Raw genomic sequence first — 24,088 nt, forward strand, 5'->3', positions numbered from 1 at the left:
ATGCTTTAGAGCGGACTATTGCGGAGCGGCTTCAACGGCCGCGCGCGCCGGCCGCGGCTTCGATGTGGGCCGGGGCTTGGTGGCGAAAGCCACGGCCGGACCCGTCAGCACGAAGATCTCCACACGGCGGTTCTTCTCGAACTCGTCACCGCCATTGTCGCGCACCGGGACCTCGTCGCAATAGCCGCGGGTCTCGACATTGCTGATCCCGAGGCTGGCCAGTCCCTGCTTGACCGATTCGGCGCGCTGCAGCGACAGCCGGCAATTGGCCTGATAGCTGCCGCGACGGTCGGCGAAGCCGGCCAGCAGCAGCCGCGCCTGCGGGGTCTCCCGCAACGCCTGCATCACGCGGTACAGATTCGGCGCCGCGAGATTGTCGAGCTCGAACGAATCGCTCTGGAAGCGGAAGCTGACGTCGAGCGCGCGCGCCTGCGCCCGCAGCTGGCAGAACTCCTGCGGGTTTCCGGTCCATTTGGCGCTGAGCGCGCAGGGCCGGCTGTCGACCTCCGCGGCCGGCTTCGCGTTCGGCGACAGGCCGACGACCGTCTTCTGCGCGACGTCCTGGCCCTCCTTGCTGAGCGCGAACTTGATGAACCGGCTGACCTCCGGCCGGGGCTGATCGGCGGAATAGAGAAACAGGCGTCGCGACAGCGGATAGTTCTCGGTTCGCACCGTGAATTCGGTCGGCGCCAGCGCGATCGCATTGCCGTCGCTGATGGAGAGCGCCTTGGCCGCGCCGACATAGGCCATGCCGACGAAACCGATGCCGTTCGGGTCTGACGCGACGTCATCGGACAATTGCTCGCTGTCCTCGTAGCCGTTCGGCTGCCGTGGGGTGAGCGGGGCCATGCGCGTATTCGGCCCGAGCACCAGCTCCTCGAAGGTCTTGCGCGTGCCGGATTGACCGTCGCGGGCATAGAGGTTGATCGGACCGGCGGGAAGGCCGAGCGCGCTCCAATCCGTGAGCCGTCCCGTGAAGATGTCCTTGACCTGCGCCTTGGTCAGCGTCCTCAAGCGGGAGGAGGGGCTCACGATCACGGCGATCCCGTCGAGGCCGACGACATGTTCGGAGCGCGCGCTGCGCATGTCGCCGACGGACGCCAGCATCGAGGCCTGCTCGTCGCTGACCGGCACCGAGGCCATCCAGATGTCGGCATCGAGGTTGCGCAGCGCCTTGGCGCCGGTCCCGGTGCCGTGAGCCTTGACCTCGACGCCGACCATCCGTCCGCCGAGATCGCCACTGATGACGAATTCGGGCAGCCTCACGCCTTGCGGATCCGTCCGCTGCAGGCGCCTGACCTCGGATGCCCCCATGCTGCGCAACCAGGCTTCGGCCAGATCGGGCGCCAGCTTGGCGCCGATGGTATTGGATCCGTTCAGCCTCACGAGATAATCGTTCACGGGCTCGCGCTTCGGCGGGACGCGATCCTCCGGCGCCAAGGTGCTCGGCGACGCAGACGGCAACGCAGCCGCCGCAGGCTGAATGATAACGTCCGGAGCCTGTGAGGCCTGGGCGGCGCCCACGTCGCTGCGCGTGGCCAGATCGAAAAGTTGGCGTGCCGGACCGGTTGGCAATTCGGTCGCGTTGTTGGCGACGAACAAATAGACGGCGCCGGCGAGAAGCAAGAGCGCAAAGATCCCAGCTCCGATCATCGCGCGCGACGAGAAACGACCCTTGCCCTTTGTCATGATCAACAATGGACCGCTGCATTCGCTGCAGGTCGAATCGGAGAAGGCCATATATTGCAGAGTGCCAGCCGCTGCGAGCGCACAATGCGCATTCGTGCAGCAACCCCGCCTGATCGCGCCGCTCATGGTTTCAGCATCACCCGTCCAATGCCCGCGATGGGGCAACCAAAGCGACCAGACCGGTCCGTCGAAGCTCGCGACCTCGACTCATCCGCTCGTCGCGGCGCGGCTCTCGTTCATCGTTCGGCCAGGCTCGTGGCATCCAGACGTCCCCATCTGGTCACTCGATCCCGCCTAGTGGGCTGACTTTTTGTCGGAAATTTGAGGCCTTTGCGGCGGCGGCAGATGGCACGCGCTGCAAACGATCTTACAGCTGCGACCTGCAGGTGCAGCACGAGCTCGGCCCACGTTCAGGTCAGCGGCAGTCTCTCCAGGCCAGAAATGCAGCATGCCAGCGACTGCTTAGCTCCACTTCAAAGGCATGTATCGACAGAGTGGCAATTCCATTTGCGCGCCGGAGCAATTCGCTGCAGCACGCGCGGCAAATTTGTCCGCGCCGCATTCCGACACCAACGAACTAACGAAAATATCGCGGCAGGCCTGCGGCGCGCGCCTTGATTTGGTCCGGTTGTGTTGATCTAATAACTCTAACTAAAGGTGCAATGCAACAGTTCCTGGTTGCAGAGCGAAAGTGCAGTCGCATCATCGCAATTCTTGTCGTCGCAAAGTCTTGTCGTCGCAAAGTCTTGTCGTCGCAAAGTCTTGTCACCGCAAGCCTTGTTGCTGCAAGTCGCGCGAAGAGCCGTCGCGAAAGGTCAATCATGATCGATCTTCCGTCTCGCCGCTCCGTCGTGCTGGGCACGCTCGTGTGCTGCGCAACATCCGTCTCAGCGACAGCCGATGACGATGATCCGCGCAAGGAGAAGCGTCCACAGACCGGCGACGTGCTCGTATTCTCCGAGGGAGACCGCGAAGGCAAGACGATTACCCCGGGCGATTTGAAGGTCGGCGAGCCGCCGGTTCATGCTTGGCCCAAGGACGCGGCCAACGCCATCGTGCGCGACGGCTCGCGCCTGAACGAGGTGCTGCTCGTACGCCTCGATCCGAACGAGCTCGATGACGACACGCGCCCACGCGCGGCCGAGGGCATCGTGGCCTATTCGGCGATCTGCTCGCACGCGGGATGCCCGGTGACAGCCTGGATCAAGGCCAGCGAGGGCAATGACGACGTCTTCAAATGCATGTGCCACAATTCCGAATACGACCCGCGGCGCGGCGCGCAGGTGGTGTTCGGTCCCGCGCCGCGCCGGCTCGCCGCGCTGCCTCTGGTCATCAAGGACGGTACGCTCGTGGTCGCAGCACCGTTCATCGGAAAGGTAGGTGGCCAGCAGGGCTGATGAGATCTCGTGTGCCTATCGGAACTCGCATCGTCACAGACAACGTCGTGAGCGTCGCCACGACGAGCAAAGAAGCGAACAACGAAGCAGGGGAGGTTTGTCCATGTCCATCACGTCCACGACGATCAAGCAATGGCTCCTGTCGAGCGCCGTCGCATTCACCTGTCTCGCCGCGCCCGCAGCCGTGGCCGGTCCCATCGACAACTACAGTCCGGTCACACCTGCGCGGCTCGAGAATCCCGAGCCAGGCAACTGGATGCTTTATCGCCGCACCTATGACGGCCAGGGCTACAGCCCGCTCGATCAGATCAACACCACCAATGTAAAGAGCATGGTCCCGGTGTGGACCTTCGCCACCGGCGTGATCGAGGGCCACGAGGCGCCGCCGCTGGTCAACAATGGCGTCATGTTCATCACCACGCCGATGGGGCAGGTGATCGCGCTGAATGCCAAGACCGGCGATCAGTACTGGCGCTACAAGCGCGAGCTGCCCGACGATCTGTTCCAGCTGCATCCGACCAATCGCGGCGTCGGGTTATGGCAGGACAAGCTCTATCTCGCGACGACCGACGACCATCTCGTCGCGCTCGACGCCAAGACCGGCAAGGTGCTGTGGGACAAGAAGGTCCAGGACTACAAGAAGGGCCAGTATCTCACGCTGATGCCGCTCATCGTCGACGGCAAGGTGATGGTCGGCGGCTCCGGCGGCGAGTTCGGCGTGCGCGGCTATGTCGTCGCCTACGATGCCGAGGACGGCAAGGAGCTGTGGCGCACCTTCACCATTCCCGGCGAGGGCGAGCCCGGCCACGAGACGTGGAGCGGCGATGACTGGAAGTCGGGCGGCGGCTCCGCCTGGATGACCGGCACCTACGACAAGGACACCAAGACGGTGTATTGGGGCGTCGGCAACGCGGCGCCGTGGCCGGGCGGCCTGCATCCCGGTGACAATCTCTACACCAGCTCGGTGATCGCGCTCGATCCCGCGACGGGCAAGATCAAGACGCACTTCCAGTATCACCAGAACGATTCATGGGATTGGGACGAGGTCGATGCGCCGATGCTGGTCGACCTGCAGCGAGACGGACGCAGCTTCAAGAGCCTGATCCATCCCGGTCGCGACGCCATCTTCTGGGTGCTCGAGCGCACGCCCGAGCGCATCAACTACGTCCATGGCTGGAACTTCGTTCATACCGACGTGTGGAAGGGCATCGAGCCCGAAACCGGGCGGCCGATCGTCGATCCCGCGCACAAGCCGACGCTCGGCAAGCGGGTCGATTTCTGTCCCTCGCTGTGGGGCGGCAAGGATTGGCCGTCGGCGGCTTACAGTCAGAAGACGCGGTTCGTCTATGTGCCGGCCAATGAGAACTTCTGCGGCGGCTTCACCGGCGAGAAGCTGCCGCTCGTTCCCGGACAGCTCTGGCTCGGCACCAAGGCCGAGGACATCGGTCTGACGGTGCGGCCCGGCGCGGACCATTTCGGCGAGCTGCAAGCCTGGGATCCCGCCTCCGGCAAGAAGGTCTGGTCGCACAACTTCCCGAAGTCGCAGCTGTTCGGCTCGGTCACCGCGACGGCCGGCGATCTCGTTCTGGTCGGCGGCACCAACGACCGGATGTTCCGCGCCTTCCATGCCAAGACCGGCGAGCTCCTGTGGGAGCAGAAGACCAACTCGGGCATCATGGGCATGCCGGTCGCCTATGAGGTCGACGGCACGCAATATATCGCGGTGCAGTCCGGCTGGGGCGTCGATGCGCAACGTATCCAGGATGCGCTCGCCAAGGGGAATACCGGCTTGGAGGACAACGTGCCGCAAGGCGGCGTCGTCTGGGTGTTCGCGGTCAAGAAATAGCTGGCGCGATCTGCATGGCGGCGGCCTGTGCCGTCGCCATGCGGTCAGCTCAAACGCGGGCGACGTGATTTGCGGATGCCATGCGCGGACAAATCGCACGCAGGAGGGAGGAGCGGATGCGCGTCAGGAGGCCGCGAACCAGCCATCCGGAAACGGGATCAGCGGCCAAGCGCCCTGATTGTCGTTGGCTGCTTTGGGGAGGGGGCGAACTGAAAACAAGCGGGCCATGGAATCGGTCTCAATCTCTGGCGCAATAGCCGTTCTTACAACGTCCATCAACAGTTCGTATTCAGCTTCGCTCATCGTGACCTCGCGTGACCGCGAGCAGAATGGCAAAACTCCACTTTGTTCAAATTGAGCGGATCATTCAAAGTTTAACGATCGCGCAAGCCGGGACCTAATTGGTTACCGGTGCCTTTCGTTCCTGTCATAGGTATCGCAGTCTGCGCGGGCGCGGTGTGAACGAGGTCACATCGCCTGGAACTTAATTGATCCCAGATGGCTCAGCGCACCGGGCCTCACGCGGCCGGTGCCACGATACGCGGGAGGTCGCAGATGAAGATGCGAATCGCACGGCGGCATGTCGTCGGTTGCCGCTCCTTACAGCGGGCGACGCTAAAGCGTTTGATCGATCGCTATGTCCGCAACGCCGTCAAGCGGCAGACGAGGCCGGTTGGCGAGCCGCAGCGATAGCAGTCCATCGACGCGGTGGCGAGGAGCAGGCGAATCGCCGCTGGCGGCTCCGTGTCCCACGCGGCGTCGACCATGGGACCTACTGGCGCGTCATGGCCGCGACGGCGAGCGGCTCACTTTCGTGCGTGAGAATGTCGCGCATCAATTGCGAGAGATCCCGCGGCTTGAACGGTTTTGCCAGCCGATGCAGGCCGACCACTCTTGCCGACAGACCAAGGAAGTCGGGAGTCCCGCGTCCGGATTCCAGCACCAGGCCCGACATCATCACGATCGGCATATGCGGCCGTGCCGCGCGCGCGGCCCGGATGACGTCATTGCCGTCCATGTCGGCGAGATTGAGATCGATCAGGGCTGCGGCAAAATCGTCGCGCGCGACGGCGTCCATCGCCAGCCGGCCGTCGGTGACAGCCGTGACCGCGTAGCCTTCGCGGACCAGAAGATGCTGAATGACACAGCATACGCCGACCTCGTCATCGACGACCAGGATGTTCGTCATGACGCCCTCCTGACAGACGTGGACGCGGAGCCAGGTTGCTGGGCTTCGATCAGCAACCGCTGACGGACCTCGATCGCGCGATCGACCGCTTCGAGCAGATCGAGAATGTCGAACGGCTTCTGCAACGCAGCCGTTGCGCCGAGCTTGATCGCCATGCCCAGGAAGTCGGGAGCTCCTTGCCTCTTATCGGTGAAGGCGTAGCCGGAAATTGCGATGAACGGTACGGTGGGATCGATCTTGATCAGCTCGCGGATGGTTGCGATCCCATCCATGCCCGGCATGAACATGTCGATCACGACGGCGTCGAACGACACGCTGCCGATCAATCGGATGCCGGTTGGACCGTCTGGCGCGAGAAAAACGCCGAACCGCTTCTTCTTCAATAATGTTTCCAACGCGGCGCGCGTGGCGGAATCATCGTCAATAATGAGGACAGTAGGCATGGGCTACCTCAGTATGGGATGGACTGAAGGACGCTCACGCTACAAAGACAACTGACTCGTAAAGGACAAAGTAATTAACACTGAATTAGTTGTTTCAATTTTGCAACCAGGAGTTTTACGGAACTTGCTTTCAGCTTTCTCGGCGGTGTGCACTATGCGATGAACATGGAACTATGAGAGCAGCAGCGCGGTCATGAGTGATCCGCAGGCTCAGGCGACCTTGAGCGCGGCGATGATGACGAGGCCGACGGCGATGAGGGCGGCGCAGCACAGCCGCTGCGGTGTGGCGCGCTCCTTCAGGACAAGCACGCCGATGAGGGTTGCAAACAGCACGCTGCATTCGCGGAAGGCCACGACGTTGGCGATCGGATTGCGGCTCAGCGCCCAGAGGAACACGGCGAACGAGGTGAGGCCCAACAGGCCCGCGATCAGCACCGCCATTGCGGACTCGCGGATCTCGCAAAGGATGGCCGGGCCGCGCTGCGCCGCAGCCACCATGAAGAACACGATGCTGTCGAGCACGATCACCCACACGGTGAACGAGGCCCACCCCTCCGGCTGCCGCGTGCCGGCGGCATCCACGACGGAGTAGGCGGCGACCATTGCGGCGGCAACAATCGCGGCCGCGAACGCCCGGCGATCGATCGCACCGTGGATGCGGTCGCGCGCCAGCCCGAGAATGCCGAAGACGATCACGGCAATGCCGGTCAGTTGTCCCGCGTGAGGCCATTGTTGCAGCCCGAGATAGGCGAACAGCGTCGCGAACAAAGGCACGGTGCCGCGGGCGATCGGATAGGCGCGTCCGAAGTCGGCCGAGCGGTAGGCCATCGCGAGGCTGGTCTTGTAGCCGGCGTGCAAGACGAGAGAGGCGAGAAGGATGGGCCAGGTTGATGCAGACGGTGCCGGGACGAAGAAGAGAAAGGGCATCGTCAGCACGCTGCTCACGAGGCCCATGCCGGCGAGGATGGAGACGCCGCTGCCGGTCTTGACGATCGCATGCCAGGTCGCGTGAAGCAGACCTGCGAGCAGCATCAGGATCGTAGCAAGCGGGTCCAAACGGCGCGGGCCTTGATGAGCGACGACCGGCGATCAGCTCTCGGGCCGCCAGCCCGCTGCGGTGAAATAGGGGACGGGATCGCGGTCGAACGCCTGGCGCGAGATGATTCGGCTCGATGGCGACACCGGGAGCTGTTCCCATTCCTGACGATCGACGAATCTCAAGGAGGCGATCTCGTCGCCATCGGGTGTGAGCTCGCCGCCGATGACAACGGCCTCGAAGGCGATCACGGTATAGTAGGTCAGGTCACCATTGGGATAGCGGATCAGGAATTCGGGGCCGCCGAACACGCCGAGCAGGCGCTGCGGCTGGACCATCAGCCCGGTTTCCTCGAAACATTCGCGGCTGGCTGCGTCGGCTGGATGCTCATTCGGGTCGATGGCCCCGCCGGGCAGAGTCCAGAGATTCGTCTCGGCATCGCGCCCCAGCAGGATGCGGCCGGCGTCGTCGAACACGGAGATCGACACTGCCGTGGTGGCCAGGAGGTCATGCCCGATCTTGCTGCGCACGGCCTTGAGATGATCGGAAATCGGCATCGCTGATGGGTCACCTGAGAGGTGTGCCCCGCTTGCCCGAGCGCTCCTGCCCCGTCAAGGCAGGCCTCTCGCGTCGTCCTCGCCTTTGCGACGGCGTCCGTCGACGCCAGACTTCGGCCGAAGACAGCGGGAAGGGGATCGGACGTATGTTGGGGAAGACGTGTCTTGGGGAAGAAGAACCATTCGGCGCTGCCAGAATGGCTCCCCGGGCTGGATTCGAACCAGCGACCATTCGATTAACAGTCGAATGCTCTACCGCTGAGCTACCGAGGAACAAGCGAAGCAGTGTTCGCGAGTGCGGCTGCGTATAACAAAGCCTTTTCGCCTTGCATAGAACGAAATCGCATCCTGGTGACAATTGCGCGTCTTTTAGAAGTCTCCTTTAAGATCAATGATTTGTCTGAATTTTGAGCGCGGAATGGGCAGGCGCCGCCCACGGTTGGATGACAGGAATTTCACTTGGACGGGAGCAAATCGGCATCGATAGTCGGAAGGAACTTGCCTGTGCCGGGGTCACGGAGTGTTGTCAGATGTCGAACACGATCGTCCAGTTCACCCAAACCGTCGCCGCACCGTCGCTGATTCCCGATCCCGTCGCGCGTCTCACCGATGACGAGTGCCTGACGCGGCTGGCCGATGCGGTCACGCGTGGCGATTCGGAGCATCTGGACGAAATCGTGCAGTTGATCGGCCGGCTGGCCGTGGTGATCGAGTAGTCTCTTCCGTCGATCACAGCATCTGCATCTGCCGTGGGACAGTCCCGCGGCAATGCGCGCGTCTCCGTTCGAACCGCGTGTTGCCTTTTCGGGAGCCTTGTACCAAAAGATTGCGCAGATCGTTCGCGGTCCATCCGCTTTGCTTGCAGGTCTGCTCATGTCTTCATTCGCAACGGCGCGCCAGAAAATGGTCGATGGTCAGGTTCGGACCAACGACGTCACCGATCACCGCGTGCTCGATGCGTTACTGACCGTGCCGCGCGAGGCTTATGTGCCCGCCGACCGGCAGGCGCTTGCCTATCTCGACCTCGATCTCGACGTGTCCGAAACAGCCGGCACGAAGCGCTTCCTGCTCAAGCCGATGCTGATCGGAAAGATGCTGCAGGCGGCCGAGATCAAGCCGACCGACAGCGTGCTCGTGGTCGGCTGTGCGACCGGCTACCTCGCGGCCCTTGCCGCGAAGCTGGCTGGTAGCGTGACGGCGACCGAGGTCGATCCTGCTCTGGAAGGGCGCGCCAAGCAGGTGCTGGCGGCTGCGGAAGGATGCCCGGTCACGATTCGCGTCGCACCCGCCGTGCAGGGCGATCCGGCCGACGGCCGCTTCGACGTGATTCTGTTGAATGGCGCCACGGAGGTCCCGGTCGATGGCCTCTGTCGCCAGCTCAAGGAATCCGGCCGTCTGGTCGGCGTGTTTGCCAAGACGACGCCCGCCCGTGCCATGATCTTTACGCGATCGCATGGTGACATCGGCAGCAGGGTCCTGTTCGATGCCGCGGCACCGGTTGTTCCCGGTCTCGAACGCGTCCCCGAGTTCGTGTTCTAAGTCGTTCTCGATCGAATCGTCCTGCCGAGCAGGCTTCGGCGCGCGGTGATCCCGCTGCGCCTTCGGATTTCGGCGAGTCGTCTTCACGGCTGCAGACGGGCAAAATTCTGTTTCAAATCAGAAGTGTGACCCGGATGCTGCACGTGCGGAGATTTCGTCAGCAGTTCCAGGGGAGGGTGGTTCCGTTGCGCTTGCTTGGGGAATAAGGTGCCAAGTGCGCGGGAGTCTCTTCAACAGGTTACGGCCCGGCTCTGGCGTTCGAGCCGGTAACAAAAGAATGGAACAGGGATGTTTGGGGTGAAGCTCGTCACCGCGGCGGCGGCTGCGGTTCTCGTGATGGCTTGTGCGGGCCCGGCGCCTGCGCTTGCCGACACGATCGAGGCTGCGCTGGTGCGGGCCTATCAGAACAACCCGCAATTGAACGCGTCGCGGGCCCAGGCTCGTGCGGTCGACGAAGGCGTTCCGCAGGCGCTCTCCGGCTATCGGCCGAAAGTCAATCTGACTGCGACAGCGGGTGTTCAGTACACGGACTTGCAAGCAGCACCGGCGACGCCGGCGGTGCACAGCCTGCAAAGGCCGCGAAGCGTCGGCCTGACCGTCAACCAGAACCTCTATAACGGCAACCAGACGGCTAACGGCGTCCGCAAGGCCGAGGCGAACGTTTCCGCACAACGTGAGGCCCTTCGTGTCCTCGAGCAGCAGGTGCTGCTGGCGGCGGCCACGATCTACATGGATTACCTGCGCGACGCGGCCATCGTCGAGGTCCAGCGCAGCAATACGCGCGTGCTCGAACAGACCCTCAAGCAGACGCGGGATCGCTTCAACGTCGGCGAAGTCACCCGCACCGACGTCGCGCAATCCGAGGCTCAGCTGGCCGCAGGCCGGACGCAGCAGCTCACGGCAGAGGCCCAACTAACGGCGACCCGCTCGAACTTCCGCCGAATCATCGGCAACGATCCCCAGAACTTGGCCCCGGGCGCTCCTGTCGACCGTTTCTTGCCGCCGACCCTCCAGCAGTCGGTCGAAACGGCCCTGACGGAAAACCCGAGCGTGACCTCGGCGATGTACGGCATCGACGTCCAGTATCTTGATACGAAGATCAAGGAAGGTGCGCTTCTCCCGAGCGTAAACGTCCAGGCTCAGGCTCAGCAGGGTTATGAGTCGAGCCTGCAATCCTATCGTGGGTTCAGCGCGTCGGCTGTCGCCTCGCTGAACGTCCCGATCTACAACGGAGGGGCGGAATATTCGCTGATCCGGCAGTCCAAGGAGTCGCTGGCGCAGCAACGTCTGGTCCTGGAGCAGACGCGTGATCAGACTCGCTCCGACGTGGTATCTGCGTGGGGCAAGCTGCTCGCGGGCAAGGCCCAGGTGCAGTCGGCGCAGGCCCAGGTGGCGGCCTCCGAGATCGCCTTGAACGGCGTGCGCGAGGAAGCCAAGGCGGGTCAGCGGACCACGCTGGATGTCCTCAACGCTCAGCAGGCGCTGGTCAATGCGCGCAACTCGCTGGTGAACGCACAGCACGATCGTGTGGTCGCCTCCTACTCTGTGCTTCAGACCGTCGGGCGGCTGTCGCCGCAGGTGCTGAACCTGCCGACGACCACCTACGATCCCAGCGTTCACTACCAGCAGGTCCGGGACAACTGGGCCGGCGTGCGGACGCCCGATGGCCGTTAGTGAAATCTTAATATCGGTGCAGATCCCCCGGTCCTTGGCCGGGGGATTTTTTTATGGCACATGCTGTAGTTGTGATGAATGTGCGACGCTTGGCCGGCGAAGTCCGTGCTCCACCGGTTCGCGGCGGGCGTTGCTTGCATTCATTTGTTGCCATGACATAGCCTCAAAATGGCCGCCGAACGATTCGGACTACGTCGGATGTTCTTCCAAGAATAGACGCCGACATGGACAGTATCGTTCTGTTGTTTTGCATCGATCTGGCCTCGTCTGGAGACAAGTCGGCATGTCCGTTGAGAAGTTCACGCCACTTGAATCCGGCGCCCGAGACTTTTGCGCTGAGCCGGTTCGTGCTGCGGCGTCGCTGATTTGGAGTCGGAAATGACGCAGCCTGCAAAGGTCCAAGAACCCTCGATGGAGGAGATTCTGGCGTCGATCCGGCGGATCATTGCCGACGATGAAGCCAAGCCGCCGGCTGCGGAGAAGGCCGCTGCGCCGGAGCCCGTCAAGGCCGAGAAGCCGGCTGCGCCCGCGCCGGCCCCGAAGCCGGTCATGAACGACATCCCGCCGTCCAAGATTGCTCCCGCCGCCGCGAAGCCCGCGCCGGCACCGCCGCCGCCTGCGGCAGCGCCGAGCAACAGCCAGGACGACATTGACGCATTGCTGGCGGGTTTGGATGAGACGCCTGCGGTCGCAGAGGCTCGGCCACCGGAACCCGAGCCTGAGCCCGAACCAGAAGTACTCGAGTTGACGGACGACATGGCCGTGGCACCACCACCCGCTCCAGCACCCGCCCCAGCCGCCGCTTCCTTCAAGAAAGTGGAGCCGCAGGACGACATCGAATTCATCGAGGCAGGCCGGTTGAACAAGAAGGCTGCCAGCTTCGAGACTCCCTTCGAGCCCGTGGCGCCGAAGCAGCCGATCCTGGCCCCGCAGACGGTCAACGCCGTCGAGTCGGCCTTCAACGCGCTGGCCAATACGGTGCTGAGCAACAACGCCCGCACGCTCGAGGATCTCGTCAAGGAGATGCTGCGGCCGATGCTCAAATCCTGGCTGGACGACAATCTGCCGGCCCTGGTCGAGCGCATCGTCAAGGCGGAGATCGAGCGCGTCTCGCGCGGCGGCCGCTGAGGCTCCGGCCGTTGCCGAAGGCCCGCTGCCGAGCTCGGATCGAGCAGCTCGCCGCAGACGAGGAGGAGCGGTCCTCCCGCCATCAATGTTGGCGGTCGCTGTTGACTTGGCAGCCCGCGGCGGCTTTCTAGCCTCCTCAAGCTGATGCCGGCCGGCCGATCGGAGATCGCTCTTCGAGGGTCCGTGAGGTTGCCGGACGTCGGTCCGAAAAGAGCACAAGCACCAACAGCTTGCGCGAGCTTTTTCAGGTCGCGACCAAAGACCGGGACAAGTTCCGCGACATCCCGAATTGGACAGCAGGCCGTCAGCCAGCTGGGAAATGTCATGATCGAGAAGAATTATCAGCCCGCCGACCTCGAAGGCCGCATGTCCCTGGTCTGGGAGGACGCCCGCGCGTTCTCCGCCGGCCGCCCCGACCGCCGCGGCGCCGATCCCTTCACCATCGTGATCCCGCCGCCGAACGTGACCGGCTCGCTGCACATGGGGCACGCGCTCAACAACACGCTGCAGGACATCCTGTGCCGGTTCGAGCGCATGCGCGGCCGCGACGTGCTGTGGCAGCCCGGCACCGACCATGCCGGCATCGCCACCCAGATGGTGGTCGAGCGCCAGCTGATGGAGCGCCAGCAGCCGGGCCGCCGCGAGATGGGACGCGAGAAGTTTCTCGAACGCGTCTGGCAGTGGAAGGACGAGAGCGGCGGCACCATCATCAACCAGCTCAAGCGCCTCGGCGCGTCCTGCGACTGGGGCCGCGAGCGCTTCACCATGGACGAGGGCCTGTCCAAGGCCGTCGTGAAGGTGTTCGTCGAGCTGCACCGCGCCGGCCTGATCTACAAGGACAAGCGCCTGGTCAACTGGGACCCGAAGCTCTTGACCGCGATCTCCGACCTCGAGGTCCAGCAGATCGAGGTCAAGGGCAACCTCTGGTACCTGCGCTATCCGATCGAGGGCAAGACGTTCAGCCCGGAGGATCCGACGAGCTTCATCGTCGTCGCCACCACCCGTCCCGAGACCATGCTCGGCGACAGCGCGGTCGCCGTGCATCCCGATGACGAGCGCTACCAGCACCTCGTCGGAAAGCGCGTGATCCTGCCGCTGGTCGGGCGCGAGATCCCGATCGTCGCCGACACGTACTCCGACCCGGAGAAGGGCACCGGCGCGGTCAAGATCACCCCGGCGCACGACTTCAACGATTTCGAGGTCGGCCGCCGCCACGGTCTGCCGCAGATCAGCATTCTCGATCGCGAGGGCTGCATCGCACTGGTCGACAACGAGGACTATCTGCGCGGGCTGCCCGAGGGCTCCGAGGAATTCGCGAGGGAATTCCACGGCGTCGAGCGCTTCGCTGCGCGCAAGAAGATCCTGGAGCGGCTGGAGACATTCGGCTTCCTCGAGCGTGTCGAGCCCAATACGCACATGGTGCCGCATGGCGATCGTTCGGGCGTCGTGATCGAGCCGTATCTGACCGACCAGTGGTATGTCGACGCCAAGACCCTGGCGCAGCCGGCGATCGCCGCCGTGCGCTCGGGCGCGACGACGTTCGTGCCGCGCAACTGGGAGAAGACCTATTTCGAGTGGATGGAGAACATCCAGCCCTGGTGCATCTCGCGCCAGCTGTGGTGGGGCCATCAGATCCCGGCCTGGTACGGCCCCGACGGCAAGGTGTTCGTCGCCGAGACCGAGGAGGAGGCCGTCTCCCACGCGATCGCCTATTACGTCGAGCAGGAGGTCATCACGGCCGAGCAGGGCCGCGAGATGGCGCTCGACCGCAACAAGCGCGCGGGCTTCATCACCCGTGATGAAGATGTCCTCGACACCTGGTTCTCCTCGGCGCTGTGGCCGTTCTCGACGCTCGGCTGGCCCGACGACACGCCCGAGGTGAAGCGCTACTACCCGACCAACGTGCTGGTCACCGGCTTCGACATCATCTTCTTCTGGGTCGCCCGCATGATGATGATGGGCCTCCACTTCATGAAGGAGGTGCCGTTCTCGACCGTCTATATCCATGCGCTCGTCCGCGACGAGAAGGGCGCCAAGATGTCGAAGTCGAAGGGCAACGTCATCGATCCCCTGGCGCTGATCGACGAGCACGGCGCCGACGCGCTGCGCTTCACGCTGGCTGCGATGGCAGCCCAAGGCCGCGACATCAAGCTGTCGACCCAGCGCGTCGAGGGCTACCGCAAGTTTGCCAACAAGCTCTGGAACGCCAGCCGCTTCGCCGAGATGAACGGCTGCACGGTGCCCGAAGGTTTCGATCCGGCTTCGGCCAAGGAGACGCTCAACCGCTGGATCGCTCACGAGGCGGCCGCCGCGACGCGCGAGGTCACCGAGGCGCTGGAGGCCTACCGCTTCAACGATGCGGCCAACGCGATCTACCGCTTCGTCTGGGACGTCTATTGCGACTGGTATGTCGAGCTCTCCAAGCCTACCTTGCTGGGCGAAGAGGGGCCCGCCAAGGACGAGACCAAGGCGATGGTGGCCTGGGCGCGGGACGAGATCCTCAAGCTCTTGCATCCCTTTATGCCCTTCATCACCGAGGCGCTGTGGGAGTCGACGGCCAAGCGCGACAGCCTGTTGACCTTGTCGCCGTGGCCGCATCGTGTGGACACGCCGACCGTCGCCGAGATCGCCGCGCTGTCGGCGGCGAGCTTCGGTGATCCCTTGGTGCCGCCGGTGCTGGTGTCGTTCGACGCCGCCAGCTTCAAGGACGAGGCGGCCGAGGCCGAGATCGGCTGGGTGGTCGATCTCGTCACCGCGATCCGCTCGGTTCGCGCCGAGATGAACATCCCGCCGGCGACCCTGATGCCGCTCGCGCTCGTCGGTGCGTCCGCGGAGACCCGCGACCGCGCGCCGCGCTGGAGCGAGGTGATCAAGCGGCTCGCTCGGCTCTCCGAGATCTCGTTCGCCGACACCGCGCCGGAAGGCTCCGCCCAGCTCGTCGTCCGCGGCGAGGTGGCCGCGCTGCCGCTCAAGGGCGTCGTCGATCTCGCTGCCGAGCGCACTCGTCTTGGCAAAGAGATCGCCAAGGCCGAGGCGGACATCGAGCGCGTCGACAAGAAGCTCGGCAACGAGAAGTTCGTCGCCAACGCGCCCGAGGAGCTCGTCGAGGAGGAGAAGGAGAAGCGCGAGGCGGCGCTGGCCCGCAAGGCCAAGTTCCAGGAGGCGCTGTCGCGGCTGCAGGGCGTCTGACGCGACGCTCTCTCTCCTTCGTCATTGCGAGCGCAGCGAAGCAATCCAGAGTCCCGGTGAAGCCCCTGGATCGCTTCGGAGCTCACGCTCCTCGCGATGACGGCGGGAATGGCTTGCTCAGGAAACGCGAGCCTTTCAGGCCGAAGCGCCAGGGCTTCTCGACCGCCTTGGTGATGCCGATGCGGACGCCCGTGACGACCTCGACATCGTCAGGTCGCGCGAACAGCTCGATCGGCGGAGCATCGAGCGGCAGCGCGTTGTGCGCGATCGTCACGCCCATGGCCTCCGTCAGCTTGCCCGGTCCCGAGCACAGCATCCGCACATCCTCGAGCCCCCGCCGCCGCTGCATCTCGTCGATCCCGAGCGTCGGCTCGACTGCCCGGATCAGCACGGCGCTCGCCGAGCCCTCGGCCTCGCAGACGAAGTTCACGCACCAATGGATGCCGTAGGAGCGGTAGACATAGGCGAAGCCGGGCGGGCCGAACATCACTTGGTTGCGCGGCGTAGGTCCCCGGAACGAATGCGCGGCCGGGTCGGTGTGGTGGTACGCCTCGACCTCCACGATCACGCCGCCGACGCCGTCGACCAGGAACGTCGCCCCGATCAGCTCCGGCGCCAACTGGAGCACGTCGCGGGCGAAGAACGAGCGCGTCAGCCGCTTGCCCGGCGCGACGCGCGAGGGCCGGGAAACTCCGGTGGTTCTTGCCGGTTTTTGCGCCATTCTTGAAGAATTCCGCCGGGATCAGCGCGGTTCCGCGCTGCCCATATCTGCCATGCCCTGGTATCCTCGGCCAGCCGGTTGCGGCGCGCCTTGCGACGGAATAGCTAGGGCGCAACAGAGATTTGCTTTAGGCCCCCATGGTCACCATCGTCGACATCAACGCGAACACGCCGCTGCGCCCCCGTCACCCCGAGAAGGTGAACCGGCCGGACTCGGTCTCGCCGGCCAAGCCCAGCTGGATCCGCGTCAAGGCGCCGACCACCCGCGGCTATGCCGACACCCGCAACATCGTCCGCGAGAACGGCCTCGTCACGGTGTGCGAGGAGGCCGGCTGCCCGAACATCGGCGAGTGCTGGGACAAGAAGCACGCCACCTTCATGATCATGGGCGACACCTGCACGCGCGCCTGCGCCTTCTGCAACGTCAAGACAGGCATGCCCGCCGCGCTCGACGCCGGTGAGCCGGAGCACGTGGCGGAAGCGACGTTCAAGCTCGGCCTGGCCCATGTCGTCGTGACCTCGGTCGACCGCGACGATCTCGCCGACGGCGGCGCCGGCCATATCGCCGCGACCATCCGCGCCATCCGCGCGAAGTGTCCGACCACCACGATCGAGGTGCTGACGCCCGACTTCCTGCGCAAGGACGGCGCACTGGAGCAGGTCGTCGCCGCCAAGCCGGATGTCTTCAACCACAACCTCGAGACCGTGCCGTCGCGCTATCTGTCGGTCCGCCCCGGCGCGCGCTACTTCCACTCGATCCGGCTGTTGCAGCGGGTCAAGGAGATCGATCCGACCATCTTCACCAAGTCCGGCATCATGGTCGGGCTCGGCGAGCAGCGCCATGAGGTGCTGCAGGTGATGGACGATCTGCGCTCCGCCGAGGTCGATTTCCTCACCATCGGCCAGTACCTGCAGCCGACCAAGAAGCACCACGCCGTGATGTCCTTCGTCACGCCGGAGGAGTTCTCCAACTACGAGACCGTCGCCTACACCAAGGGTTTTCTGATGGTGTCGGCGAGCCCGCTCACGCGCTCCTCGCACCACGCCGGCGAGGATTTCGCCAAGCTGAAGGCCGCGCGCGACGCGTTCGCGCGCTGATCGAGACGAGATGCCGAGATTTTCCAACAAGCGCCGCGTCGCCCACACGGCCGACCAGATGTTCGACCTCGTGGCCGATGTCGAGCGCTATCCCGAATTCGTGCCGCTGTGCGAGCGGCTGGTGGTGCGCCAGCGTAATCCGAAGCCTGACGGCACCGAGGTCGTGATCGCCGACATGACGGTGTCGTTCAAGCTGGTGAAGGAGACCTTCACCAGCCGCGTCACGCTCGATCGCGCCAAGCGCAACATCCTGGTCGAATATGTCAGCGGCCCGTTCTCCAGCCTGGAAAACCGCTGGAGCTTCGAGCCAACAGGCGAGGGCGCCTGCGAGGTGACGTTCTTCATCGCCTATGAGTTCAAGAGCCGCATGCTGGCGATGCTGATGGGCTCGATGTTCGACACGATCTTCGCGCGGATGTCGGCGGCGTTCGAGAAGCGGGCCGATGCGATCTACGGCCGTAAGCCGGCGGTGTCGTCGACGTAAGGTCTCGCTGCTGCCTGTCGTCGACCGCAGTCGGCGCCTCAATCTCCGCTGTCGTCCCGGCGAACGCCGGGACCCATAACCACAGGGTGCCGTGTGGCGGCACGGCCATCGCTCCGATCTCGTCTCACAACATCCGCCGCGGCGTATGGGTCCCAGGTCAAGCCCGGGACGACGGCGGAGGGTGGGGCTCGCGGTGTACCAACTCACAGCGAACGCTGTATCAACTCACAGCGAAACGAGCGCCGCTCGAACCGCGTCGCTCTAAGATTCCTATCCACGTCTTCAAACAGCTGCTCCACGAGCGTCACCCGCGGAGCCGTCCTGATCGCCGACGTCAACCGTGGACGATCGAATCCCTACGCCGCCTGCACGGCGGTCAAGAAGTCCCGAACCTTGCCGCGCAGGTCATCCGCATGCTTGGAGAGCTGACCCGCCGCGCCGAGCATCTGCCGGGCGGCGCCGCCGGCGGACTCCACCGTCTGGCTGACCGAGCCGATGTTGGTGGCGACCTCGCGGGTGCCGCTGGCGGCCTGGCTGACGGAGCGGGCGATCTCCTGCGTGGCGTGGCCCTGCTGATCGACGGCGGTGGCGATCGTCTTGGCGATCTCGCTGATCTGGCCGATGGTGCCGCCGATGCCCTGGATGGCGGCCACCGTGTCGCTGGTGGCGCGCTGCATCGCGCTGATGTGGGCGGAGATCTCGTCGGTCGCCTTCGCGGTCTGGCTCGACAGGCTCTTCACCTCGGAGGCGACCACCGCGAAGCCACGGCCGGCATCGCCGGCGCGCGCCGCCTCGATCGTGGCATTCAAAGCGAGCAGATTGGTCTGGCTGGCGATCGCGTTGATCATGTCGGTGACGGCGCCGATCTTGGCGGCGGCATCCGCGAGGCTGTTGACGAGGTCGTTGGTGCGCGACGAGGCCTCGACTGCCTCGGCGGCGATGGTCGAGGAGGTCGCGACCTGACGGTTGATCTCGCTGACCGAGCTCGACAGCTCCTCGGTCGCGCCGGCCACAGATTGGACGTTGGACGAGGCCGAGCTCGAGGCGGAGGCGACCAGCGCCACGCGCTGGGTCGCCTGGTCGGCGGTCGCGGTCAGCGACGCCGCGGTGGTCTCGACCTCGCGCGAGGCGCCGGAGATGGCATTGGCGATGGCGCCGACGCTGGCCTCGAAATCCTTGGCGATCCGGTCGAGCGCGCGCTTCTTCTCGTCCCGTGCGGCGACGAGATCCGAGAGATCGCGGCGGAAGCTCATGACGTAGGTCTGGCCTTCGATCGTGGTCGGCACCAGCGTGATCTGCACCAGAGCAGGACTGCCGTCGGCGCGCTTGGTGGTCCACTCGAAGCTGGCGTGGCCCTCGCGCCTGGCCTTGGCGTCCATCTCCTTGACCATGTCCGCCGAGCGCTTGCCGTTGGGCTGGAACTCCGGCGCCATCGTCGCCGGCGAGCGCGACAGCAGGTCCTGCTTGCTGCGGAAGCCGCCGAAGCGCACCGCGGTCTCGTTGCAGGCGATGATCTTGCCCTCGGACATCACCAGGATGGCGTCGCGATTGCGCTCGAACACCTCCGCCATCAACAGGTTATGCGTGCGATCAGCCGACTTGCCGGAGAAGAAAGCCATGGGGGTCCCGAATCCACTGTCAGAGAAGAATGAGCGAGACGTAGCAGGGCAAAATTAACCAAACCCTTTCCGAGCCGGTCTGACGCCCGTAATCTCTCGATCTGGCGGGCCGGAGAATTACGGAGAGGGCGGCGCAGCCGCCGATGGTCCCGCAGCGCTGACGCGCCCGAGTGATGGACCGACGGACCCTCGGACAAGCACGAGGGCGCAGGGAATGCCGGGTGAAGGCCTCACCCATGGCCCGCCTGCAAACAAAAAGCAGGCGGCAGTCACCACAGGCAAAGCCGTTTCAACCGGCATTCCCTGCGCGATGGGCTTAACGCTTATACGCGATCTCCCCGGTGTCCGGCTTGATAGCCACCGTGACCTCCCGGATCATCATGACCAGGAGACTTGGCGCCAGCGTCGGGGCGCCAGGACCACGCGATTTCACGTCCGCCAATTGCCGTTCGTCCGCGCACATCGAGCACGCTGCGGCACATCGGCGGCCACCGCACCCCATCCTCCACGTTCGTGACGATCGCGAAGCGCCCCTCGCACGAGGACAGGACGCGCCGAGTATTTCCGATTTTCGGAATGAAAGCAAGCGAAAAATTTGGGGCCGTGCCGCCGGCTTCGGTCATCCGATTGACATCGCAGTGGCAGATGAGGTCAACGCTGCCGGCGAGCAAGGCTGCCACCATGCGACGCGGGGCCGTAAGCGGAGCTTCATCTTCGATCTTGCGGGGCTCGGCCAGGTTCGCGACTGGATCGGCCAATCGGAATGAGGGTCTGTGATGCGACGTCCGTATGCCATGATCATGGGTCTGCTGCTGTGGTCATCCTGGTCCCATGCCGAGCCGGGGGCGCACTGGCAGACGGCAAATCCCAGCGACAAGCCTTGGACCGCCGCGATTGCACGGGAGGTGCAGCAGTTCGCCAGCGAGCAGAAGCCGACCTCGATCATGGTGGTCAGAGACGACGAGATCATCGCGTCGTCGGGCGACATCGGCGCCAAGGTGAATATCCGGTCCGAGCGCAAGAGCCTCATCAGCGCGCTGTACGGCATCGCCGTGGAGGAGGGCCGGATCAATCTCGACAGCACCCTTGCCGAACGCGCGATCGACGATCGGCCCGACGCCTTGTCGCCAACCGAGAAGACCGCGACGGTTCGCCAATTGTTGATGGCGCGGTCGGGCGTCTATCATCTCGCGGCCTACGAGACGCCGCAGATGAAAGAGCTCCGGCCGGCGCGCGGCAGCCATACGCCCGGGAGCTTCTGGTACTACAACAATTGGGATTTCAACGCGCTCGGCACGATCTACCGGCAGTCGGTCGGCAACGTGTTCAAGAATTTCGAGACGCGGATTGCGCGGCCGCTGGGCATGGAGGATTACTCGGCGAAGGATGGTCATGACCAGATGGAGGGTTCGTCCTCCCATCCGGCCTATGTGTTTCACATGAGTGCCCGCGACCTCGCGCGGTTCGGCGTGCTCTATCTGAACGGTGGACGTTGGAACGGCGCCCAGATCGTCCCGGCGCATTGGGTGACGGAATCGACCACGCGGATGTCGGACACCGAGCAGCCTGAACGCGGCTATGGATATCTCTGGTGGACGTACACAAAGGCAGATGGAAGTCTCAACGCGTTCTTCGCCAATGGCTATGGCGGCCAGTTGGTGGTCGTCGTCCCATCGAAGCGCCTGGTGCTCGTCGAGCTGGTGGATCTGGACGTCAACCCGCATGTTGTCCGAACCCAGCGCGTCCTCGATCTCGTGAGCAGGATCAGCGCGTCGGTGCCGTGAGGACCATGCAATGGCCATCGCCCTCAATCTGCGATCCGATCGTGTCTGCGTAGGGCGGAAAATGGATTGCTGCGGGACCAGGTCGCGGCGTTCTCGGGACGGACCGCCGAGGCGGAAGTTCGCCCTGCGCTCGCAAACCCCGAAGGCTTACACGCGTCGTGCGGTTGCACGCCGAACCAGCGCTCGGCAATGTGAACGCCGCGGTGAGGGGCGTGTCAGATGAATCGGATTTCGTTCAAGGGCGTGGTGACCGGCAACATCGTGGACATCTTGTCGACGAACCTCGCGATCTTTCCGGTGACGATCATCGTGTTGATGTCGTCGGGAACGGCGGCGCAACTGGCCGTCTCCGACCCTCGCGTGCTGATGGCCAGCTCGCTGTTCAAATCGCTCATGCTCCTGTTCGGGGTGCTCAGTTCGGTCTTGGGCGGATACGTTGCGGGACGGCTCGCGCGGCATGATGTCATCCTCAACGGGGCTCTGTCGTCGATCCTCTGTCTCGGCTTCGGGGTTTATGCGCTGATCGGCGGGCACGGCAGCCTGATCACGCAGTTGCTCCTGCTGCCGACAAGCCCGGCGCTGGCCGCTCTGGGCGGCTATCTGAGTGCGCGCCGGACCCAACCAGTGTAACGATCGAGGCCAGCACCGTCTGGTCGCGCTTGGCAGATCGTCGAGGCTTCCCGATCTCAGCGCCAGAACGGCTTCGGCAACTGCTCGGGATTGAACTTCGGCGTCGGGCGTGGGGTTGGCGGAGGCGCATTGTCGGGAGAGGAGTACAGCAGGAAGGCCTCGAAGGGGACGTCAGGCGCTTCGGCGGCCCGGCCGGAGCAGGTGACGGGACTCGTCCGGCAGCAGCCTTCCAGGCTGAGCGTGAGCTCGTCCGGGCCGAACAGCGAGGGCTGTCCCGGGGCATGCCGTTTCGTCCGGATGACCGCCGTGAAGCGATCGCCGCGGGCCTCGTAGCTGCCGCTATAGCTCAGCACGCCGTCGCCGCCGCAGACCTTGCCCGCGGCCAATTGCACGATCCCGGTCCCCTGGCCCCTCGGAGTCTTGAACCAGGCGGAGTAGGTGCCTTCCTTCATCATGGGCGAGAACCCCATCGATCCATCACGCCATAGTTGTGCGCTGCACATTAAAGGAAGGTGAAAGCGGCCGCCCCAAACCCGTGGGAGCCCGGGATTTTATTCGTATACGAATGGTGAGCGGCGCGGCTCGCCGGTCTCGACGCGGGGCGAGACGGCGGAGGGTGATCGTATCAGCGAAACTGCGGCCAGTTCTCGAGCCAGCCGACGGCCTCGCGCGTCCACCGCATCACCGACGCGTCGTCGATACCGACATCGAACAGGTTCCAGCGGAAGGCGTCGATGGCGTCCTCGACCGTGCAACCCCAGTGGTGCGGGCGCGTCGCGATGATCGCCTGCTGGATCGGATCGCTCAAAGACCGACAGGGTGGAATGGGCATGCCGCGCAGATGGTCGGACGTGAGATCCTGCTCGTAGAAGCCTGCAAGGGATTCGAGCAAGTCCGCGCAGGCCGTTGCGTGATCATAGTCGCCCAGCACGTGCCCGAGCCAATGCGGCTTCAGGGTCGAGAGTGCAGGCGGTGTGTCAAGGACCCGAACGAGCGGTGATCGAACTTGCCCGCTGGCGAAAGTCGCAAGGCCGTGACAGGCGGCGGCGATCGCGACCATGAGGTGCGTCTGCAGACGGCTCACGAACAGGAATTCGCGACAGTCACGCGCTTCCCTGTCGGAGCCCCTCTCGTCGCGGAACGTCGTGAGTGTCGGCAGCGCGAGGTTGGTCCAGTCCGCGGCCGGAGGGCCGTAGCGCCGGAGCGGCAAGGTGGAGGGATCGTCGACCAGGACGGGCGAGCTTCCAGCGACCCGGCTGTAACGATGGTCATACGCAGCGAGCAGATCGGCACGAGCCGCGCCGGCCTTCATTCCCTCCGTGATCAAACATTCCTGAATGAGGCTGTCACCGCCGTAGAAGAACGCGATCGTGGTGTCGACCATGAAGGCCGCGGTCGCAGCATCCGGCTGGCACCAGGTCTGGCCGATGATGGCGAACGGCGTGAGCGCATAGTGCGTGTGATAACTCCAGGCGGGGTGACGCTTGGCCGGCGGCCGGCCCAGGCTCGCAATGATCTCGGCCAATCGCTCCTTGGCGCCATTCCAATGTCCGACGTGCCGGATCCAGAGATCGGCGCGGTCTCGGCGCGGCGGCGGTCCGAAACCCAGGCCGCTGTAGCGATGCGGCAGTTGCAGCGCGCAACTGACCTGCCAGTCGAAATCGCCGTCGCGCATGCCGGCCATGACGGCGCGCTCTTCGCTAGTCTGGCCGGGCATGACCCCGAGCGGCCAGCGGGCGGCCTCGTAGATCGGAGGCGATGGAGCAAAGCGAACATATTCTGAGGGATCGATGAATTCCGATGACAGCCAGACGCGCACGTCGCGATCGAAGCGCGGCGCCGACGCGCGCGGGTGAGCCTCGCGTGCGACCGGAGCATGGGCGACGATATGGGAGAACGCCTGATCGGAGGGCAACGACATCGACTCATGTCCCATGCTCGAAAGCAGTGCCGATCAAGCTACCAGAGATCGCGGGCGACCTCAGTCGGATCTCCACGACGTTCGGTGCCGTGGTAAACGATCTTCCTCGCACCAGTCCTGAGAAACTTTGTCTGACGTCAGGCGC

General features: G+C 64.5%; 22 protein-coding genes and 1 tRNA gene. 12 read left to right on the plus strand and 11 right to left on the minus strand.

Features of this window, described 5'->3' with window-relative positions:
* Nucleotides 1-15 precede the first annotated feature (15 nt).
* The gene (locus tag ACVILH_RS24090) at nt 16-1,689 is read right to left on the minus strand and encodes a substrate-binding domain-containing protein (protein WP_456717058.1); all 1,674 of its coding nucleotides are present in this window, start codon (nt 1,687-1,689) and stop codon (nt 16-18) included.
* A gap of 821 nt (nt 1,690-2,510) precedes the next feature.
* Here ACVILH_RS24090 and ACVILH_RS24095 point away from each other — a divergent pair.
* Nucleotides 2,511-3,086: a QcrA and Rieske domain-containing protein gene (locus ACVILH_RS24095; RefSeq protein WP_456717059.1), complete on the plus strand. Its 576-nt coding sequence runs from the start codon at nt 2,511-2,513 to the stop codon at nt 3,084-3,086.
* A gap of 103 nt (nt 3,087-3,189) precedes the next feature.
* Nucleotides 3,190-4,932 carry a methanol/ethanol family PQQ-dependent dehydrogenase gene (locus ACVILH_RS24100; RefSeq protein WP_456715109.1) on the plus strand — a complete coding sequence of 581 codons (1,743 nt, stop codon included), beginning with the start codon at nt 3,190-3,192 and terminating at the stop codon, nt 4,930-4,932.
* Nucleotides 4,933-5,055: 123 nt separating this feature from the next.
* Here ACVILH_RS24100 and ACVILH_RS24105 read toward each other — a convergent pair whose 3' ends face one another.
* From ACVILH_RS24105 to ACVILH_RS24130, 6 genes are all read right to left on the minus strand, one after another.
* The gene (locus ACVILH_RS24105) at nt 5,056-5,235 is read right to left on the minus strand and encodes a hypothetical protein (protein ID WP_456715110.1); all 180 of its coding nucleotides are present in this window, start codon (nt 5,233-5,235) and stop codon (nt 5,056-5,058) included.
* Nucleotides 5,236-5,704: 469 nt separating this feature from the next.
* Nucleotides 5,705-6,121 (minus strand): response regulator, encoded by a 417-nt coding sequence (locus ACVILH_RS24110; RefSeq protein ID WP_456715111.1) that lies wholly within the window; start codon nt 6,119-6,121, stop codon nt 5,705-5,707.
* On the minus strand, nt 6,118-6,564 hold the full coding sequence (locus tag ACVILH_RS24115; RefSeq protein WP_456715112.1) for a response regulator: 447 nt from the start codon (nt 6,562-6,564) through the stop codon (nt 6,118-6,120). Before ACVILH_RS24115 ends, ACVILH_RS24110 begins: the two co-directional genes overlap by 4 nt.
* A 210-nt stretch (nt 6,565-6,774) precedes the next feature.
* Nucleotides 6,775-7,620 (minus strand): GRP family sugar transporter, encoded by an 846-nt coding sequence (locus ACVILH_RS24120; protein ID WP_456715113.1) that lies wholly within the window; start codon nt 7,618-7,620, stop codon nt 6,775-6,777.
* Between the two features lie 33 nt (nt 7,621-7,653).
* Nucleotides 7,654-8,157 carry an NUDIX domain-containing protein gene (locus ACVILH_RS24125; RefSeq protein ID WP_456715114.1) on the minus strand — a complete coding sequence of 168 codons (504 nt, stop codon included), beginning with the start codon at nt 8,155-8,157 and terminating at the stop codon, nt 7,654-7,656.
* A 198-nt stretch (nt 8,158-8,355) separates the two neighbouring features.
* A tRNA-Asn gene (locus tag ACVILH_RS24130) sits at nt 8,356-8,430 on the minus strand.
* 257 nt (nt 8,431-8,687) lie between these two features.
* Here ACVILH_RS24130 and ACVILH_RS24135 point away from each other — a divergent pair.
* The 5 genes from ACVILH_RS24135 (at nt 8,688) to ACVILH_RS24155 (ending at nt 15,687) form a co-directional block, all read left to right on the plus strand.
* A complete protein-coding gene (locus tag ACVILH_RS24135; RefSeq protein WP_456715115.1) occupies nt 8,688-8,873 on the plus strand; it encodes a hypothetical protein in 186 nt (61 codons plus the stop codon).
* A 157-nt stretch (nt 8,874-9,030) separates the two neighbouring features.
* Entirely contained in the window at nt 9,031-9,696 is a 666-nt protein-coding gene (locus tag ACVILH_RS24140) for a protein-L-isoaspartate O-methyltransferase family protein (protein WP_456717060.1), read from the plus strand.
* Between the two features lie 288 nt (nt 9,697-9,984).
* Complete coding sequence (locus ACVILH_RS24145) at nt 9,985-11,370, plus strand: TolC family outer membrane protein (protein ID WP_456715116.1); 1,386 nt, start codon at nt 9,985-9,987, stop codon at nt 11,368-11,370.
* 378 nt (nt 11,371-11,748) lie between these two features.
* A complete protein-coding gene (locus ACVILH_RS24150) occupies nt 11,749-12,498 on the plus strand; it encodes a PopZ family protein (protein WP_456715117.1) in 750 nt (249 codons plus the stop codon).
* A gap of 324 nt (nt 12,499-12,822) precedes the next feature.
* A complete protein-coding gene (locus tag ACVILH_RS24155) occupies nt 12,823-15,687 on the plus strand; it encodes a valine--tRNA ligase (protein ID WP_456715118.1) in 2,865 nt (954 codons plus the stop codon).
* A gap of 82 nt (nt 15,688-15,769) precedes the next feature.
* Here ACVILH_RS24155 and ACVILH_RS24160 read toward each other — a convergent pair whose 3' ends face one another.
* Nucleotides 15,770-16,408 carry a DNA-3-methyladenine glycosylase gene (locus tag ACVILH_RS24160; RefSeq protein ID WP_456715119.1) on the minus strand — a complete coding sequence of 213 codons (639 nt, stop codon included), beginning with the start codon at nt 16,406-16,408 and terminating at the stop codon, nt 15,770-15,772.
* A 137-nt stretch (nt 16,409-16,545) separates the two neighbouring features.
* Between ACVILH_RS24160 and lipA the strand changes: the two genes are divergently transcribed.
* Entirely contained in the window at nt 16,546-17,505 is a 960-nt protein-coding gene (lipA, locus tag ACVILH_RS24165) for a lipoyl synthase (RefSeq protein ID WP_456715120.1), read from the plus strand.
* A 10-nt stretch (nt 17,506-17,515) separates the two neighbouring features.
* Nucleotides 17,516-17,989 (plus strand): type II toxin-antitoxin system RatA family toxin, encoded by a 474-nt coding sequence (locus ACVILH_RS24170; protein WP_456715121.1) that lies wholly within the window; start codon nt 17,516-17,518, stop codon nt 17,987-17,989.
* A gap of 356 nt (nt 17,990-18,345) precedes the next feature.
* Here the strand turns inward: ACVILH_RS24170 and ACVILH_RS24175 are convergent, their stop codons facing one another.
* Nucleotides 18,346-19,608: a methyl-accepting chemotaxis protein gene (locus ACVILH_RS24175; RefSeq protein ID WP_456715122.1), complete on the minus strand. Its 1,263-nt coding sequence runs from the start codon at nt 19,606-19,608 to the stop codon at nt 18,346-18,348.
* 362 nt (nt 19,609-19,970) lie between these two features.
* On the opposite strand from ACVILH_RS24175, the gene ACVILH_RS24180 reads away from it, so the two are divergent.
* The 3 genes from ACVILH_RS24180 to ACVILH_RS24190 all read left to right on the plus strand — a co-directional run bounded on the left by ACVILH_RS24180 (nt 19,971) and on the right by ACVILH_RS24190 (nt 22,022).
* On the plus strand, nt 19,971-20,375 hold the full coding sequence (locus ACVILH_RS24180; protein ID WP_456715123.1) for a hypothetical protein: 405 nt from the start codon (nt 19,971-19,973) through the stop codon (nt 20,373-20,375).
* Between the two features lie 9 nt (nt 20,376-20,384).
* The gene (locus tag ACVILH_RS24185; protein ID WP_456715124.1) at nt 20,385-21,392 is read left to right on the plus strand and encodes a serine hydrolase domain-containing protein; all 1,008 of its coding nucleotides are present in this window, start codon (nt 20,385-20,387) and stop codon (nt 21,390-21,392) included.
* Nucleotides 21,393-21,611: 219 nt separating this feature from the next.
* A complete protein-coding gene (locus ACVILH_RS24190) occupies nt 21,612-22,022 on the plus strand; it encodes a hypothetical protein (RefSeq protein ID WP_456715125.1) in 411 nt (136 codons plus the stop codon).
* A 56-nt stretch (nt 22,023-22,078) separates the two neighbouring features.
* Here ACVILH_RS24190 and ACVILH_RS24195 read toward each other — a convergent pair whose 3' ends face one another.
* Together ACVILH_RS24195 and ACVILH_RS24200 are read right to left on the minus strand one after the other, a co-directional pair.
* Entirely contained in the window at nt 22,079-22,477 is a 399-nt protein-coding gene (locus ACVILH_RS24195) for a hypothetical protein (protein WP_456717061.1), read from the minus strand.
* A 170-nt stretch (nt 22,478-22,647) separates the two neighbouring features.
* A complete protein-coding gene (locus tag ACVILH_RS24200) occupies nt 22,648-23,943 on the minus strand; it encodes a hypothetical protein (protein ID WP_456715126.1) in 1,296 nt (431 codons plus the stop codon).
* Nucleotides 23,944-24,088: the final 145 nt, after the last annotated feature.

This window comes from Bradyrhizobium sp. USDA 4353, from assembly GCF_054063215.1.